The 16,185-nt window shown below is 61.4% G+C and carries 18 protein-coding genes and 2 tRNA genes; 14 read left to right on the plus strand and 6 right to left on the minus strand.

Going from position 1 to position 16,185, the window contains the following annotated elements; translation table 11 throughout:
- The first annotated feature begins 123 nt into the window (after positions 1 to 123).
- Together traD and AC1RQC_RS35500 are read left to right on the plus strand one after the other, a co-directional pair.
- Complete coding sequence (traD, locus tag AC1RQC_RS35495; protein WP_492886123.1) at positions 124 to 2,097, plus strand: type IV conjugative transfer system coupling protein TraD; 1,974 nt, start codon at positions 124 to 126, stop codon at positions 2,095 to 2,097.
- Positions 2,094 to 2,804 carry an IncC plasmid conjugative DNA transfer DtrJ family protein gene (locus tag AC1RQC_RS35500; RefSeq protein WP_492886125.1) on the plus strand — a complete coding sequence of 237 codons (711 nt, stop codon included), beginning with the start codon at positions 2,094 to 2,096 and terminating at the stop codon, positions 2,802 to 2,804. The genes traD and AC1RQC_RS35500 overlap by 4 nt, the downstream gene beginning before the upstream one ends.
- A gap of 243 nt (positions 2,805 to 3,047) precedes the next feature.
- On the opposite strand, the gene AC1RQC_RS35505 is transcribed toward AC1RQC_RS35500, so the two are convergent.
- The 6 genes from AC1RQC_RS35505 to AC1RQC_RS35530 all read right to left on the minus strand — a co-directional run bounded on the left by AC1RQC_RS35505 (position 3,048) and on the right by AC1RQC_RS35530 (position 6,456).
- On the minus strand, positions 3,048 to 3,722 hold the full coding sequence (locus tag AC1RQC_RS35505) for a hypothetical protein (RefSeq protein ID WP_492886127.1): 675 nt from the start codon (positions 3,720 to 3,722) through the stop codon (positions 3,048 to 3,050).
- Between the two features lie 370 nt (positions 3,723 to 4,092).
- Positions 4,093 to 4,560: a bacteriocin immunity protein gene (locus tag AC1RQC_RS35510; RefSeq protein ID WP_492886128.1), complete on the minus strand. Its 468-nt coding sequence runs from the start codon at positions 4,558 to 4,560 to the stop codon at positions 4,093 to 4,095.
- A gap of 171 nt (positions 4,561 to 4,731) precedes the next feature.
- Entirely contained in the window at positions 4,732 to 5,061 is a 330-nt protein-coding gene (locus AC1RQC_RS35515) for a response regulator transcription factor (RefSeq protein WP_492886130.1), read from the minus strand.
- Positions 5,062 to 5,297: 236 nt separating this feature from the next.
- Positions 5,298 to 5,861 carry a hypothetical protein gene (locus AC1RQC_RS35520; RefSeq protein ID WP_492886132.1) on the minus strand — a complete coding sequence of 188 codons (564 nt, stop codon included), beginning with the start codon at positions 5,859 to 5,861 and terminating at the stop codon, positions 5,298 to 5,300.
- A 433-nt stretch (positions 5,862 to 6,294) separates the two neighbouring features.
- Positions 6,295 to 6,370: transfer RNA gene (locus tag AC1RQC_RS35525), tRNA-Gly, on the minus strand.
- A gap of 4 nt (positions 6,371 to 6,374) precedes the next feature.
- Positions 6,375 to 6,456, minus strand: a tRNA-Asn gene (locus tag AC1RQC_RS35530).
- Positions 6,457 to 6,560: 104 nt separating this feature from the next.
- Between AC1RQC_RS35530 and AC1RQC_RS35535 the strand changes: the two genes are divergently transcribed.
- From AC1RQC_RS35535 to AC1RQC_RS35590, 12 genes are all read left to right on the plus strand, one after another.
- Positions 6,561 to 7,451, plus strand: coding sequence for a ParA family protein (locus AC1RQC_RS35535; RefSeq protein WP_492886134.1), 891 nt, complete (start codon positions 6,561 to 6,563; stop codon positions 7,449 to 7,451).
- A complete protein-coding gene (locus AC1RQC_RS35540; protein WP_492886136.1) occupies positions 7,438 to 9,141 on the plus strand; it encodes a ParB family protein in 1,704 nt (567 codons plus the stop codon). Before AC1RQC_RS35535 ends, AC1RQC_RS35540 begins: the two co-directional genes overlap by 14 nt.
- The gene (locus tag AC1RQC_RS35545) at positions 9,138 to 9,689 is read left to right on the plus strand and encodes an STY4526/YPO1902 family pathogenicity island replication protein (RefSeq protein WP_492886138.1); all 552 of its coding nucleotides are present in this window, start codon (positions 9,138 to 9,140) and stop codon (positions 9,687 to 9,689) included. Before AC1RQC_RS35540 ends, AC1RQC_RS35545 begins: the two co-directional genes overlap by 4 nt.
- On the plus strand, positions 9,686 to 10,336 hold the full coding sequence (locus tag AC1RQC_RS35550) for a hypothetical protein (protein WP_492886140.1): 651 nt from the start codon (positions 9,686 to 9,688) through the stop codon (positions 10,334 to 10,336). Before AC1RQC_RS35545 ends, AC1RQC_RS35550 begins: the two co-directional genes overlap by 4 nt.
- Complete coding sequence (locus AC1RQC_RS35555) at positions 10,333 to 10,764, plus strand: hypothetical protein (RefSeq protein ID WP_492886142.1); 432 nt, start codon at positions 10,333 to 10,335, stop codon at positions 10,762 to 10,764. Before AC1RQC_RS35550 ends, AC1RQC_RS35555 begins: the two co-directional genes overlap by 4 nt.
- 11 nt (positions 10,765 to 10,775) lie before the next feature.
- Positions 10,776 to 12,431, plus strand: coding sequence for a hypothetical protein (locus AC1RQC_RS35560; protein WP_492886144.1), 1,656 nt, complete (start codon positions 10,776 to 10,778; stop codon positions 12,429 to 12,431).
- Positions 12,412 to 13,122, plus strand: coding sequence for a Rha family transcriptional regulator (locus AC1RQC_RS35565; RefSeq protein ID WP_492886146.1), 711 nt, complete (start codon positions 12,412 to 12,414; stop codon positions 13,120 to 13,122). The genes AC1RQC_RS35560 and AC1RQC_RS35565 overlap by 20 nt, the downstream gene beginning before the upstream one ends.
- Before the next feature lie 12 nt (positions 13,123 to 13,134).
- Positions 13,135 to 14,172 carry a PFL_4669 family integrating conjugative element protein gene (locus tag AC1RQC_RS35570; protein ID WP_492886148.1) on the plus strand — a complete coding sequence of 346 codons (1,038 nt, stop codon included), beginning with the start codon at positions 13,135 to 13,137 and terminating at the stop codon, positions 14,170 to 14,172.
- Positions 14,173 to 14,270: 98 nt separating this feature from the next.
- Positions 14,271 to 14,507, plus strand: coding sequence for a hypothetical protein (locus AC1RQC_RS35575; RefSeq protein ID WP_492886150.1), 237 nt, complete (start codon positions 14,271 to 14,273; stop codon positions 14,505 to 14,507).
- Between the two features lie 89 nt (positions 14,508 to 14,596).
- Positions 14,597 to 15,136 (plus strand): hypothetical protein, encoded by a 540-nt coding sequence (locus AC1RQC_RS35580; RefSeq protein ID WP_492886151.1) that lies wholly within the window; start codon positions 14,597 to 14,599, stop codon positions 15,134 to 15,136.
- A gap of 60 nt (positions 15,137 to 15,196) precedes the next feature.
- Complete coding sequence (gene ssb, locus AC1RQC_RS35585; protein WP_492886153.1) at positions 15,197 to 15,634, plus strand: single-stranded DNA-binding protein; 438 nt, start codon at positions 15,197 to 15,199, stop codon at positions 15,632 to 15,634.
- A gap of 193 nt (positions 15,635 to 15,827) precedes the next feature.
- Positions 15,828 to 16,160, plus strand: a complete 333-nt coding sequence (locus tag AC1RQC_RS35590) for a hypothetical protein (RefSeq protein WP_492886154.1) — start codon at positions 15,828 to 15,830, stop codon at positions 16,158 to 16,160.
- Positions 16,161 to 16,185 lie beyond the last annotated feature (25 nt).

The raw sequence follows: 16,185 nt of genomic DNA on the forward strand, positions 1-16,185 counted from the left end.
CAGCCCGAGCGCTTCGTTAATCCCGTCCCACCAGTGAACTGCCACCTCACTTACCGCGAGGACATCACCCTCAACCTGGGCCCCTCCTCCTGAGCTACCCCTGTCTGACGTTGGAGACTGGATATGGCGTATCCCATCGAGAATCTATTCCGTCCCCCTGTCGAGCTTATCTCGGCCGCCACGGCCGCCATGGCTGGCACGGCGCTACTCACCGCCCCGCATTGGTTCATGACGCCGCCTCCAGTAGCATGGACAGGCATGTTGGGCTTCTACACGCTTGCCGCGTGGCGCCTGCATCAGGGCTACCGGATCGTGCGTTTTCACCGCAACTTGAAGCGGCTGCCGAAGTACGTCATCGCCGCAGCGGACGTACCGGTCTCCGATACCTTCCTCTTCCTCGGCCGGGGCTTTGCGTGGGACCAGCGCCACTCGCAGCGCCTGCTGCAGGCCCGGGATCCCGCCAACCAGAAATACGTGGCACGTGGACGCGGCGAATGGGGCGGCGTAGGAGGCGATCCCACCCTCCACGGTGTCGAACCTGACGAAGACATCGTCGTGATGGATCTGGCCGAGCGCAATGGCCATACGCTTGTGCTCGGCACCACCCGCGTCGGCAAGACCCGGCTGGCCGAAGTTCTGATCTGCCAGGATATCCGCCGCGGCGACGTCGTCATCGTCTTTGACCCCAAGGGCGATGCCGACCTGTTACGGCGCATGTACGCCGAAGCGCGCCGCGCCGGGCGAGAGAGAGATTTCCATTTCTTCCACCTGGGCTACCCTGACATTTCGGCGCGCTACAACCCAGTCGGCAGCTTCAGCCGCATCACCGAGGTGGCCACCCGAACAGCAGGGCCACTGCCCAGCGAAGGACAATCCGCCGCCTTTCGCCAATTTGTCTGGCTCTTCGTCAATGTCATCGCACGCGCACTCAATGGCCTGGGCCACAGGCCCAGCTATGCGCTGATCTATCAGCACGCCACCAATATCGATGCGCTGGCACAGGCGTATATCGAGCACTGGCTGTACACGACTCAGCCCAACTGGAGAAGTGCATTCGAAGAGTATGCGAGCGATGAGGACCGCCGCAAGACCAAGACCAAGGAAGCGCAAAAGACCCAGCATGCGCTGGACCTGCTGCTGCTTATCGATTTCATCAATGCGCAGGCATGGTTCGACCCGGTGGCCAACGCTTTGGCCGGGCTGGTGGCCAAAGAGCGCGGCTACTTTGAAAAGCTGGTGGCCTCTCTGTATCCGTTCCTGGAAAAGCTCACCACCGGAAAGATCGCCGAGCTCATCTCCCCCGACTACGAAGCCACCGGCGATCCACGCCCGATTTTCGACTGGATGTCGGTCATCAACCGCGGGGGCATCGTCTACGTCGGCCTGGACTCGCTCTCTGACTTTGAAGTCGGCTCGGCTATCGGCAACGCCATGTTTGCCGATCTCACCTCCATCGCCGGCCAACTCTACAAGTTTGGCGCCGGCTTTGGCCAAAGTACCGCAGAAGGCAAACGCCGCATCGTGGTTCACGCAGACGAGTTCAACGAATTGATCGGCGACGAGTTCATCCCGCTGCTCAACAAGGCCGGCGGCGCCGGCTTCCAGGTCACGGTCTACACCCAGACCTGGTCGGACGTCGAAGCCAAGATCGGCAACCGCGCCAAGGCTGGGCAAATCGGCGGCAACCTGAACACACTCATCATGCTGCGAGTCAAGAATAACGAAACAGCCGAGATTCTGACCAACCAACTGCCTGAGGTTTCCGTCGCTTCAACCATGCTGGCCAGCGCCGCATCGGACACCAACGACCCACGAGATTTTGAAGAATTCGGCTCCCGCAGCGAGGACCGCATTTCCACCCAGCGCGTGCCAATGCTGACCCCGGCCGATCTGGTCAAGCTCCCCAAGGGCCAGGCCTTTGCGCTGATCGAGGGCGGCAGGCTCTACAAGCTGCGCCTGCCGCTGTTCGACCCCAAGGCGGACGCTACCGATCTGGCCTTGCCAGCATCGCTCGAGGTGATCGCCGCCGACATGAAGGCCCGCTATGACAGCGCGGCCGAGGCCGAGACCCTCACCGTGCCGGGAGGCTGGCTATGAGCTCCCGCTACGAATTCCACGAACTCAAGGTCATCCACGTCTTCGTCTGGCCGCTCAAGGTGCTCTGGAAAATCCTGTACATCTATGGCGTGCTATGCGCCATCTGCGTGGCGACCTTCCTGCTGGCCGCCCACTATCTCTGGACCGACCCGGCGGAAAGCGCCTACCAGATTTACCGCCATTCGATGGAAGCGACCACCCTGCTCGGGGCCCCCTCAAGGGCCACCTGGTTGGTACAACAATCTGCGGACTTCGCCTACTGGCTGTTCTTCCAGGTCACCCAGCTACACGACATCCTCTCCCGCCTTACCCACAACATTGCCAATAGTGGGACCGACGCCACAATCGGCGAGAGATTGCTGCGGCCGTGGCTCGAGGAAATGTGGATCGCAGCGCTGGCCGTGACGACCTTCGGAAGCCGCCTGATGCTACTGCTGACCGGCTGGCCGGTGCTTCTGCTGGCCTTCTGGTGCGGCATGACCGATGGTCTCGTGGAACGCTCGATCCGACGCGCCAGCGCTGGGCGCGAATCGTCCGGCTTGTACCATCGCGCGAAATATGCCCAGTTAAGTCTGGGCGCCACCTCGGTCCTCGTTTTCGTCTGTCTACCGTATCAGCTTGATGTGCGGTGGGTGTTGTTTCCTATCGCCATGACCATCGGGATCCTGGCGAGGACGCAGTGGAAGTTCTTTAAGAAGTATCTTTGAGCAGGCGGCCGTTTGTGGGCGGTCCTTTTTGCCATTGCGGCATCTGGCCGCTTACCACTCTTTGGACGTAGATAACGTCGATTTCGACAAATCGTCACTGGGGCAACGTCGAATGGCCGGAGCGGCCAGTCAAGTATGGAGTCGGCTAAATTCCACTCTGACTTGCGTCGTCCATATTTTTAGTGGTCAGAAATGCCCCGCACCCATCCTTCACATTGCCCGAGGCCTTCTCCGAGCCGAAGTCTATGGTTGTTTTGCAGCGTACAATTCCGCGGCTACCTTCATCGCCAACGCGTCGACCGCCATCTCAATACCTTCCAGTGAAGTTCCGCGGTTCTCGACAACGGCAGCCGCGGTGGCGAAAGAATGCTCCCGATCGTCAATCTGCACCCTCGCGACCCTGAGAAGACGCGTCTGGCCGGCTGGAATAATAGGATCGCGCGAAGACTCAATAAACGTCGCCGCCAGGGGCGAATAGTTGTGCGCGATCGTCTTCGCCTGATACAGAATCTCGAAGCCCTTCAGATAGATAATCTGATCCGATTTTGCTGACGTTGCGTTCGGAAGTCCGTCGCCATTCAGCAACGTCAGTCCGCGCGCTTTCGCTTCCTGGATCACCCGATCCCGGAATCGGGTCTGCAACGCTTGCGTGCGAGGATCATCCCGAATGGCGTCATAGAGCGCCACCGACCGGTCTGACACGTTCTGATTGGCTACTTCCCCCGCTACCCCAGCGATAACGATAGGCGTCATGTAGATCCTTACGATCTGTGGTGCTGGAATGACCTTGACATACGTGGCTTCGGCGGTGGGAATGACCAGCGGTGGTGCGGGGAGATGCGTTGCGCATCCGCCAATCAGCAAGGCAATAAGGCTCGACAATACTGCGCGATTCAGCAAAAAAACGGACACCCTCATTGTAGTAAATCTCCTTTGTGTAATTATCTTCGTGGATTTTAGCGGAATCGTCCTCCGCGCAATTGTGCCGACCTTCGTCGAGCGGGACGCACAATGAGCGCCGCCGAAAGACACCAAACTTCGATACACCGGCTGAACGATTCCATCAAGCTGTTGCGTTGACCGGTTGAATCCGCAGCCGAATCCGGAAATTCGTCGCCGGCAGCGCTCGATCGCCCCGACTCAGCGCCAAGCTTCGGCAACCCTTAGCGGCCAGCCGCCCGTCTCAGAAACGGACGTTAATGAGGTAGGGTTCCCTCATGAAATTCAGCCACCCTGACGATGCTCTGTCGACCACCTGGCCGCCGGCAGCCGAAGGTTGTCACTGGCTTCATTCTGTACGCCGCTTGCGGAGCGCGACCTCAAGTATTTCAGCCGAAGTAAGCTCGCGCCCATCGTACCCGACGCCGAAGTATTCTCCGGGCCAGAAGATGAGGTCCGAAATTCGGTCGTCGCCAGTGTTGAGCACGAGACATCGGACCCAGTATTCATGAAACTCTTGGTTTCCGCGAACTTCGCAGATTGCATCAAGCAACTCCAGAAGCTCCGGCTCCGAAAGGTCCATTGGAACGTTATGCCAGTCTATTGCCAGCCGTCTCGCAAATCCGTCAGCACCAGTAGAACCGAACGCACCGAGAACATCTATTTGACCGACCACGCGACCAAGCAATCGGGAAATCTGCTTCAACTCCCCTACGTACCCACGTCCGCTCTCATGCAGGTGAAACACAGCCTCGGTCAGCGGCAGCAGTTGCCGGAACTTGTTTTGGTCAACGGGTTCGCGCAGTTCGGGTCGCATGGGTACTCTGGTGGCGTAGCGGTGAGTTGAAGAGGAGCGGGCGGTGCTCGACGAGAGCATACCTGAAGGGCTGCTCCTGGCCGAACTCAGCCGTCAGACCGATCCCTGAACTACACAGTCACCCCGATCACCTCGGCTCCCCTATCCCGAAACTCGGCGTAGCACCTTTTGCTAGCGGCTCCAAGGTTCCACACGAAACAATCCCGATCGCATCGCCAGGAACACGGCTTCGGCGCGGCTCTGCGCACCGAGCTTTCGGCGAGCCTCATCGATGTAGTGATCGGCGGTCCGCGCTGAAATTCCCAACTTCTCGCCGATCTCCCGGCTAGACTTTCCGTTCGCAGTCAAAGACAAAGCCTGCGCCTCTCGCTCCGTCAGTCGCTGGTTCCCGAAATAGGCGGACGCCGCCGCCATGTACCGCGTATCAAGCAAGACGTGCAACTTCGCATGCCCGACCAGCACGGCCTCCAGGTCAGCCCGCTCTTCGTGCTCGACCAGCAACCACGACGCCGAGCCAAAAGGACCAAAATACGCACTCGCTACCACGCCCGGCCTTACGACCGTGGGCAACGCGGCGTATGGCGGACTGAATTGCGATTCCGCCGATCGAGCGCTCCGGGTCATCGAGCCACACTCGTGACTGATGAAGCGTGAGCAGACGGGTGACGCATAACTAAGGCGAAGTCCCGACGCCTTCAGGCGTCCGCGCGTCGACTCCAACTCCGGAAATGCCTCTGTCAAACCGGGAAGCATCTTGGAAGTTCCGCGACCTTGAACCCTGCGATGTCGGCGGCGATGACTTTGTGCAAGCCCTCTGACCAGTCCAGGCCATGTTCGTAGTATCCCCCAGCATTCCGCGCGCCGAGGAAGAATGGCAAATGTGTTCCGCGTTGGATTGCCTTCATGAAAGGCTCGGGTACACCCGCCTCCCGGGCCACCTCCAGTTGGGACACTCTAGCCTTGTCATCCATGACGAGCCAGCGCTTCGTGCGCCCTGCCTTATCGATCGCGGCAATCCCTGGCGGCGTCAGACTGACGGTGACCCAGACGGCCTCGGCGTCGCGCGTCACATCGTCGAGCAGCGCTAGCAACGCCGGATTCCCGAGGAAAGGAAGCGATTGCCGCTGCAAGATGCTCAACGCCGCATCACCGACGGATGCCATCACCTTGCGCTCAAGCTCGCGAACATAGTCCACGACGTGCCGAATTGCCTCGCGATCGTCTTTCCGTATGAACCGGTCGATGACGCCCGCGTTGAAGCCCTCTATCGCGTGACGTGGTGACGCCTGCCCCGTCAGCAAGACCTTCCCAAGTCCGCGGCAAATCTGCCAGTCCGCTACCTCGAAGCCAGTCAGGCGTAGTCCAGTATGACGACACCGATTTGCTCCGAACATATGCGGTGCAAATCGAAGCCGCTCAACAGACCGTCATTCACGCGTAGGGATTGTTTGTCAGGCACTAACCCGACCTCTTCGACCAACCGTCGCGAGAGCGCACGAAGAACCCGAAGCTTATTCAGCTTCAGCTAGGACATAGGAGCTCAATACGACGATGAAGTGAGAACGAGCGCTCGGGACGTGGACCCTGGCGCCTTTGCCATTGGCGTATGGACGAAAGCCATCGCCTTGGCCCTGGAAACATAGTGCCGTAGCGGCAGATGGAATGCAAAAAGGGGCCGAAGCCCCTTTTTGCAAAAACCAGCGGACTTCGATGGAAGTCCGTGGACATCATGTCTGGAGCGGGAGACGAGGCTCGAACTCGCGACCTCAACCTTGGCAAGGTTGCGCTCTACCAACTGAGCTACTCCCGCTTTTTGGCTCCCCGACCTGGGCTCGAACCAGGGACCTACGGATTAACAGTCCCGAGGCCTCGCTGACTTGAGCCCCAAATCGGGGGGACCCGGATTGTATCGTAAAACTAGCCCGCAGTGATGCGGGCTTTTCTGTTTTTTGCCCGACATCTTCCGCCGCCCGAAGTTTCCACTTCCGGAGCGCTAGAAAATGATCAAGTTCTGCATGTTGTCCACCAAAGGCGGGGTCGGCAAGACCACCCTCGCCGCCTCCCTCGGCGGTCTGCTCGCCGATATGGGCCTGCGCGTCCTCCTCATCGACGCCGACATCCAGCCCTCACTCTCCAAGTACTACCCCCTCTGCCACCAGGCCCCCAAAGGCCTGACCTACGTCATCGACCACGGGGCCATCACCCAGGAATGCATCTCCCACACCGAGATCGACGGCCTGGACATCATCCTCAGCGATGACCCGGAAGGTGCCATCCAGCACAAGCTCGCCACCCGGGCCGACGGCATGTTCCGCCTGTCCCGTGCGCTCGCCTCCCCCATCATGTCCGATGACAACTACGACGTCGTCATCATCGATACCCAGGGCGCTGCCGGGCACCTCCAGAACAACGCCGCTCTGGCCGCCTCCCAGATCATTCTGCCCGTGGTCCCCGAGACGCTCGCCGCTCGCGAGTTCACCACCGGCACCATGGAATTGCTCGAGCGCCTGGAAGTCGGCCCCGAGTTCGGCTTCCGCCTGGGGCCTGTCAGGGCTGTGCTCTACAAGCAAAGCCGCACGGCTGATGCCAAGCATGTCGCCCAGGCCCTGCGAGAGGACTTCATCCCCATGGGCGGGCGCGTCACCCTGCTCAATACCCCAGTCCCTCTAGCCAAGGCCTACACCGAGGCCTCCACCAAGCGTATCCCCGTCCATCGCCATGAGACCCGGCATCCAGGCGCCATGAAAAGTGCCTCCCAGGTGATGCACGAGCTGGTCTGGGAGCTCATACCCAGCCTCAAGGACGTCTACGCCGGCGGCTTTGCGGCCAATGATACCGATGCTGTACCGGCCGCCCCGGCTACCGTGGAGAGTGGCCATGAGCAAGGCTAAGGCTATTCCCGTGCCACGCAGCTTGAGCGCCGTCGATCTGGCCGAGAAGCAAGGCCTCAAGGCCGTCTCCAAGGACGACGTGCGCCAGCGCCTCAAGACCATGGTCCATGACAGCCTGCAGGTTCCCAATCCGCCGGCAGCCGTGACCGGGCTGTCGCCGTATGCCATGACGGATGCGAGCACCATCGACCTCCCGGTGATGGAGATCGACTTCTACGACCGGAATCCACGCACCACGCCGAACCCCGAGTACGAGAACATCAAGGCATCTATCCGGGCCAAGGGCCTGGAGAATCCGCTGATCGTGACCCGCCGCCCCAATACGCTGCGCTACATGCTGGGCAAGGGTGGCAACACTCGGCTGCGCGCGCTACAGGAGTTGTGGCTCGAAACCGAGGATCCGCGCTTTGGGACGGTGATGTGTATCTACCGCACGTGGAAAAGCGAGAGCGACGTGCTGGCCAGCCACCTGATCGAGAACGACGTCAGGGGAGAAATGTCCTTCTGGGACAAGGCTATCGGCATCCTGAACCTGCGTGATGCCCTGCAGGTGGACACCGGCGCAAACATCTCACTGCGTGACCTGGAAAGCCATTTGAAGAGTATCGGCTTACCCACCAATCGCACCACGCTTAGCCAGTACATCTTCGCAACCCAAACGCTGATATCCCTCGGCCCCCACCTCACCAGCTTGTCGGTGCGCCAGATCCAGCCCGGCTTCGCCCTACAGAAGCGCCTGGCTTCCCGCTTTGTTGCTGATGAAAACACATTCGTCCCGGAGGTCTTTATCCCCGCGCAGCAGGATCTGGTCGCCGGGCTTGAAGCCGGCACGCCTGTGAATGTCAATCAACTGCTCTATCTCTCCGCGGCACGGCTCGCCCCTTGGCTCGGCGTGGATCCCGAGCGCATGGCCACCATGCTGCGCCTGATTGAGCAATTCCCGGAGATGACCCTGGGTGAATTGCAGGCCCACGGTCGCGAGACCGCGCCCGCGCCCGCGTCCGCGACCACATCCTCCAGCCCCGCCGACGCCCCCATCCAGCCCGACACCAATCCCCCGGACTGGATTGATCCGCTGATGCCCGGTGAGCACGCCATCGACCCGGCGTACGGCTCCAATGCACCCGCCACGCCCGGAACGCCTGGAACACCAAGCGAGCCCATCGAGACGACGTCCTTGCCACCGGGGTCCGCCGTGCCCCCGCCCAGCGCCATGCAGACCCCAGGCGGCATCGCCGTCACTCCCGACCAGGTCTACGCCAAGGCCCGCGCCTCTTTCATGTCCAGGCTCAACGAGCTGGCGCGGCTCGCCCCCATTGGCCACTGCTTCCATGAGGTCGAGGCCGCACCCTATGGCTTCTTCATCGACCTGCCCAAGGACAAGACCTTTGGAGGGAGCGCCGACGACCCCGATCGCCCTCTGGTCTGGCACTTCCTGGTCAGCCTCTCCGGCCAGCTCGATCCTGAGATCGCACGGCGCATGCCGGAGGGTCTCATCTGGCCCACCCTCGCTGGTGAGGCACTCCGCGCCCGCATTCTCGCCGACACCAGCGTCGTCCTCGGCCAGATGGATCCCGCCCTGCTCTACCGAGCCGGACCACTAGTGCGCAAGGCGCTGTTCCTGACCATCCAAGCCTTCCACGAATTCCACCCCCTCACCCAGCACGCTAAAACAGGAGTGACTCCATGAGCCTGATCCAGATCTCCAGCCCCAATCTGCGGGTCATGGTCATCCTGCAATTGATGGAGCACCTTGAACGCGGGAACCTGGCCCCGCTCGTCCAGGCGGGCCTGGACCCGGCCCAGATTGATCGGCTACGCGCCCTCCAGTCCGCCGATATCGTGCGCCTTGGCCAGATGGAGCAGCCGGTCATCGGCGTCCTGGTCGACCCCGATGGACTCGACCTTGCCTTCAGTACCCTGCGCGCTCGCGCGGAACAGGAAGAGCTGTTGTTCTACTTCGTCGCCAACCGCGCCTCCATCGCCATGCTGCGCCGCTTCTTCACGCTCAGCCGCGACATGATCGATGGCTACCGCGCCAGCTACGCCAGCGAACGCCGTGTCGGACGCCCCAGCCTGCCTGACGCGGACACTCGCGAGGAGATCCACAGATCGTGGGCCGCCCTGCGCGAGAACACCGACCTGCGGGTGCGCTACCGCAAGCTCCACCAGCAATTCCGCGCCTACTCCCTCGAAACGCTGTACGCCGTCGTCAACGAAGCAGGAGAACAACCATGAGCAAGCGCGAGTACCTTCCCTTCGTCAACGGCTTGCCTCGCGCAGAAGGCTATCAGCACGACGACTCCCCGCTTGTCATCGTGGACGGCCACCCATGGCAGGGCCACGTGGGCTCCGCGTCTGGAGACTCTCTCTCTCGCCACGACGAGGACAGCGGCATCCATTTAACCGTGCGCCGCAACTATCACGACCCCAGCGTTGGGTTCTATTGGGAATTGTGGAAGAAGATCGACGAGAACAACTACTTGCGCGCTCGCGGCGGAGCGCCCACGGTGGAAGCCGCTTGCCAGGCCGCACTCGAGGCGCGCGTCGAGACCCGCGTGGCCGGCAACGCTGTATGGCACACCGCGGATCACAGGACGTGGAAGGCCAGCATCGACGGCCACGAAGCCAGCGTGATTCAATCGGAATACACGATCGACCCCGCCCTGCCTTTCCGGTGGGAGCGTGCCCATCCCGCCTTCGACGGCGTGCTGGGGGGCGCGAGCGCGTGTCCCCTGCTCAGCGGCTCGGCAGCCACCCTGACCGAGGCATTTGCAGCCTGCGAGCGCGCACCGACCCTGGCTTATCTGAAGATGGCCGCCTTCGTGGTCGAACACCCGGAACTCGGTCGGGTCCGGCTCCCTTCCCAGGAGCAAGTCGAATGAGCCGCCTACCCACATCCGGCCCCTCAGGCGACCTGTTCGATGCCGCCGACGCGCTGATACAAACCGACGCTACCCCCTTCACGTCTTCCGTCATTCTCGAAGTCTTGCAGCCACCTGTCACCTTCCACCGGGTCTTCGTCGACATCACCCAGAGCATCCTGGCCGCACTCATGCTCAGCCATGCCGTGATGCTCTCGGAGACCCGGGCGGACGCCAACGGCTGGTTCCGTTGCAGTCCAGATGAATGGCAAGCCGATACCGGCCTGAACCGCTTCGAGCAACAGACTGCGCGCCGTGCCTTGACGCGCCTGAGCCTGTTAGCCGAGGCGACACGCGGCCAGCCGCCGGTGCCCATCTATCGCGTCGACGCCACGCGACTGTGGGAGCGCATCGCTGCGCATACCGCTCAGCGCGGGCCACGTAGCTAGTCCGGCCTGTAATGACCGCCCAACTGCGGCCCGATGCCTTTGCCAGCGCCCGCATGCAGGGTGCGCACGGCCTGTCCCAACTGATGGCCATCCTTGGCCATCGCTTCGTCACCTACTTTCCAACGCTGGCCACCGTCACCGGTAGCCCCAAGGCGGCGCTGCTGCTGGGCCACGCGCTCTACGTGACGCGGGACCTCTCCACGCGTGCACCCGAGCGCGATGGCTGGTTCTGGAAGACCCGTGAGGAATGGGCCGATGCCACCGGCCTCACCGCGCGCGAACAAGCCTCGGCGCGCCGCCAGCTGCTATCCCTCGGTTTGCTTCAAGAAACGCGCCTGGGGATGCCTTGCCGCCTGCACTACCGACTGAGCCTCGATGACCTGGCGGCCCATCTGCACCGATACGTGGCAGGCATGGGTACGGAGAACACCTGGACCTGGAACGAACAAGCCATGCGGTTGCTCCTGGGTGCCGCCCACAGCTGCTACGCCCCGCTGGCCACGCTAGCTGGCGGCGCGGTGGGCGGCATATACCTGTCACGCCTGGTCAACGCGACGCGGCAGGCCGTCAAACGAGGCGATCTGCGAGCCGATGGATTTATCGAGACCGCAGATCTGCGCCTGGACCGCCTGGCGTTGAGCGAGAGCCAGTTTCGCACTGCTCGCGATCACCTCGAAGCACTAGCCCTGCTCCACTGCAAGCGCGATACGAAGCTCCATGGCCGCCAGCTGATCCGGCTGGACCTTGCACGGGTGTGCGCACTGCTGGCCGAGCAGACACCCATCGCGCCACTTCTGACGAAAACGCACAACAAGGCGTTAGCTGAAAAACGCGCAGTCAAGCGCGTCACTCATGACGAAAGCGCACAACAAGTTCTGACGTTTTCGCACAGCCACTCCTGTCAAAACCGCACAACAACTCCTGACGAAAACGCACAACAAGTTTTGACGGAAACGCACAACAACTCTTGTCGAAAGCGCACATCCAGTTGTGCGGAAACGTCAGAACTCCTAGTTAACGCGAGTAAACCTTCAAATAACCACCACCAAACCACAGTGCTAAACGAGAGCCGATCGCCCCTCGATGCGTCCCCGATTAGTGGTGGTGGTGCATTGGCAAAGACGTTGAACCCCAAGGCCCTGGCCTATCCCGACTGTTTGCTCGCGGCAGAACACCAGGCCGCAGCGGAGTTGCTGCAAGGCCTTGCTGCGGCCGTCGCGCAATCGATCCTGGACGAGCTCACCGGCGACCGCCGCAAGCAGACAGTGCGCAATCCGCTGGCCTATCTTGCGAGGCTTGCCGAGAAAGCCAGGCGCGGCGTCTTTATTCCCAGCCAGGGCATTCGCGTGAAGGCGGCCCGTGAGGCAGCCATGCGGCCGGCGACGCCAAGCGCAGGCGCCGGCATACCGACGGAGACGTCGAAGGCAGAGGGGCGCAGAAATTTCGCCACCATCAAGCGGTGGATGAAGAGCAACGGATCCACCCAGGGCAACCCATTCATGTTCAACAGTGTTGACAGTGGAAGTGAGCAATACCCCGACCTCACCGGACCAGTTTTACCCCCAGCAACCGAAGGTTCCACTGTCAACACTGTTGACAGTGGAACCGCATTTTCGCCTACCACATTAGCAAAAGGAGAGCAACCCGATGCTACCGACAAAACCTAGGATTTCTGTCGCAAATGGCGCCATTACCACCACTTCGCTGGCTGTGGCCGAGCATTTTGGGCGACGGCATGACAACGTCGTCCAAGCAATACGTAATACGCTCGTTGATCTTCCGGAGTCGTTTCGCCTGAATTTTAAGGAGGTGTTCCGCGACGTGGCCGGAGCGAACGGATCAACTCGTCGAATGCCAACCTTCCTCATGACCCGAGATGGCTTTGCCCTTCTCGCAATGGGATTCACTGGGAAGGAAGCTCTGCAATGGAAGGTGAAGTACATCGAAGCCTTCAACCAGATGGAGCAAGCCCTCCGGCAATTGCCTGTCGCCCCTTCGCTGCGGCCGCTGCTGCCGGAGCCCGACGATGGGCTGAGCGGACCGCTCTTCACCGAGATGCTGCGACTGGTCAAGGTCTCGGGGCAAGCCACACTCCTCGCCTACCTTATCCGAGAGGGCGCCCACCGGGCGCCGCTGCGTCGATCCACGCGGACCATCGAGGCAGACCTCGCCAGGTGGATCTGCCGAATGACCGTGTTCAAGGCCGCCAAGCGCCTTGAATCCAGAGGGCTGCTCACCGTGACCCGCGAGGCGACGTGGAGCTACCACCTCAATGCCCGCGCGATCGTGCTAGCCATGCAGACGCTAAAACTGGACACCGCCGTCCTGCCCCCCGATTTCCACCGACTCATCGCCTGACGGAGACACCCCATGGCTACACGCACCACCAAGATGCTGTCAGTGCCGCACCCCGTGTCGAAGGACTCCCCCTTCGCCGATGGCTACGACATCCATGCCGAAGCCGAAACCCTGAAACACCTGATTGAAGCCGACGACCCAGACATGGACGATCCGTTGTACTCGCGATTCGTCGAGTACTGCTCTCGGCTCGACCAATTGCAGCGCCAGCGCACACGCCGCAGACTGCGCGACTATGCCGAGGAAGTCGTACCGGACAACGAGGCCGTCGGCATGAACCAGATCGGCACATTGATCGGCGAAGAAACCGACACCATGTCGCTCCACACCCGGGAGGCGTACCGTCTGTTCATCGGCCGCTCTGGCGACGATAGCCGCACCAACGGCGAGATCTCGGGCAAGAAGGTCGGCGCAGTGCTCCGAGCCATCTGGATGCTATCCGCCAGCGACAACCCTTACGCCGACCAACTCCTGATCGCTACCACCGAACGCATTGACAGCCTGCGCCGCACGCTGGAAACCGAGATTGCCGCCAGGAATCGGCTGCTGGAACAAAGCCAGCAACGGGGCTTGAAGCTGTCCGTCATGCGATCCCGCAAGCCCATCGACGTGGAGCTGGGCTTTCGATCTCCCTACGGCTACATGGTCGCCGAGCTGATCCTTGACTTCGACTTCTACGCCAGGCTGATCAAAACGCTGACCGCCAAATCCCGGATCAACGACAAGGAAGGCCGGGAAAGCCTCTACAAGTTGTCCAGTCGGGTCCGGTCCATCTTCGAACAGTTGATCCCCGCACAGCGCAAGCTGATGGACGACCGGCTCAAAGGCCTGTGCCGAGCAGACTGGAGCGACCTGGATGATGCTGCGTGTAAACGCGTGCGTGCCGCAACGCTACTGCTCGGGGAAGTGAAGCGGGAGGTCTTCACCGGCGAGATCCTGCCCCGCCATACAAAGCGCCGTGTCGGACTGACGCCTGCCCAGCGGGATGTGCTCCAGAACGTGTCGCTGACAGCGGAGACTGCGCCAGACGATGAGGAGCCGCTGCTGTGAGCCTGCATTCTGTCAACAAGTGTGTTGCACAAAGGGCTTTAAGGGTAAGGGGCAGCGCGTTGAACTCTGCGGCGCACACATCGGCCAGCCCAGGCCGAATGCGCTTCTCCCGCGCCGCTTGCAATGGCAGCGCCACGCCTGCCTGCCCGATCGTCATGGCGACGCTCGACACGAGCCTCTTCACAGCGATGCGATCCACGCTTGACCGCATGAAGGCGCTGGCAGGCGGCACGTTCGCTGCCGACGTCCTATCCGCGCTCCGCGCCAGCCTTGGCTTCATGCCGCCGCTCCGTTTCCTCGCGACAAAGCAGGTCCGTCATCGCAGTTCCATATAACTGAAAGTTGCGATGGCGAACGACAAACCAAAGATCCTTATCGCTAGCAGCCGTAGCCTAACCACACGCCTGGTCCTTGCGGAGCAGCGTTGCTGCATAGCGATGTCGGCGGCAGCCGGGAGACACCACACGTGCCGCTCGCGCTCACTGCCACGGCCTCTGAGCGGGCTCACGCGGCGCACGCTATGTCAACAATAAACCTGCACGTTAAGCCGCAGGTTTTAGGTGGATTCGCAAAGCGTGCGCCGTTATCTTTCAACGATATTTACCGGGCACACGGCGACATGCGCTGGCAACGCGACATCATGGAACAACTCGACTCCATCCACGGAAAGATGAAGGACCTATCGATCAAGACCAAGGCTGTCGAAGGTCGCCCCTGCTATCTCGAAACGTACACCCGCAAGGGCTATGGCGTGACATTGCGGTGGCGCGCTTCCGATCACAAGCATCTGACGGCCGATCGCGCCCTGAAATTGATCCGCCGCCTGCAACCGACCATGCGCCATTGGTTCAACCGCGCGGGTCTGCAGGCCGAGCAATTGAACCATTCCGAACGCGCCTTGCGTGCACAACTCCGGACACTGCAAGCCAACAAGAGTGGGGCCGGCACGGAGCGACTGCTGTGAGCATCGACGCCCCGCAACGCCACCGCATCAGTGATCGCTCATCTCACGGAGAATTTGACAATGTCCAACATCATTGAAGTCACTGGCAATATGGGCGACAACCCGTCGCTGGAGAACACAACCTACGGCCCTGTCGTTCGCCTGCGCATGCTGTGCGACGAATACAAGCCCGTCGAGCGTGATGGTGAGACCGAGTACGTCGCAGACGAAGCCAAGCAGGAGTGGTACTCGGTCTCGATCTGGCGTGATGGCCTGCGCGATCAAGTCATGAAGCTCCTGCGCAAAGGTATGCGCATCACCGTCCAGGGGCGCCTGACCGTTGGTAAGTTCGAAGACCGTGACAGCGGCGAGATGCGCTATGCGCTCCAGGTCAATGCAGACAGCCTTTTTCTGAATCTGAACCGCGTGGAGCACATCGAGATGCGGGCCAAGCGCCGATCAGATGCCGCCGACAACACGCCCGCGCACGACCAACACGACGACCGTCCGTTCGACTAAGCCGTGCGGCCGCTGCGCCAGGTGTCTCGGCCGAACCCGCCCCGACCATGCTGCATCGATTCCTGAAAGCACCTGCCGCTGTTTGGCGCGCTCGAAGCCACTGGACAGTTTCCTTCAGCATCGAGTTCGCCGCGGCGGCTCCACTGGACTCCGATCCTGGCACGACCGCACACTGACATCTGGAACCCCTTCCATGAGCCAGCATTTCTATCAATCGATCCATCATGGGCGCCCAGTCTGCATCCTAATGGGATGGGACCGTCCCCTGCAACGACACTTCCTGGTGGTGAGCTACACGGATCTGCCCCCGGATGCTGAGGACGAGTATCTGTATAGCAACCTACTGGATCGGCATGTAACCCGGTACACGGATCTCCTGTATTACGCCGCCAAGCTTGCCGACCTGGACCTGGTCGTCCCCAACCGGCTGCTGCAGGAACTGGCGCGGGATGCCGCCCACGACATTGGAAACCGGACCGTCAACTATGCGCCGGACGGCACCATCGCCTCGGATCTCAGGGCATAGGAGCGATACGTGACATCTATCAAGA

The sequence above is a fragment of the Cupriavidus sp. GW822-FHT03E04 genome (genome assembly GCF_058801495.1).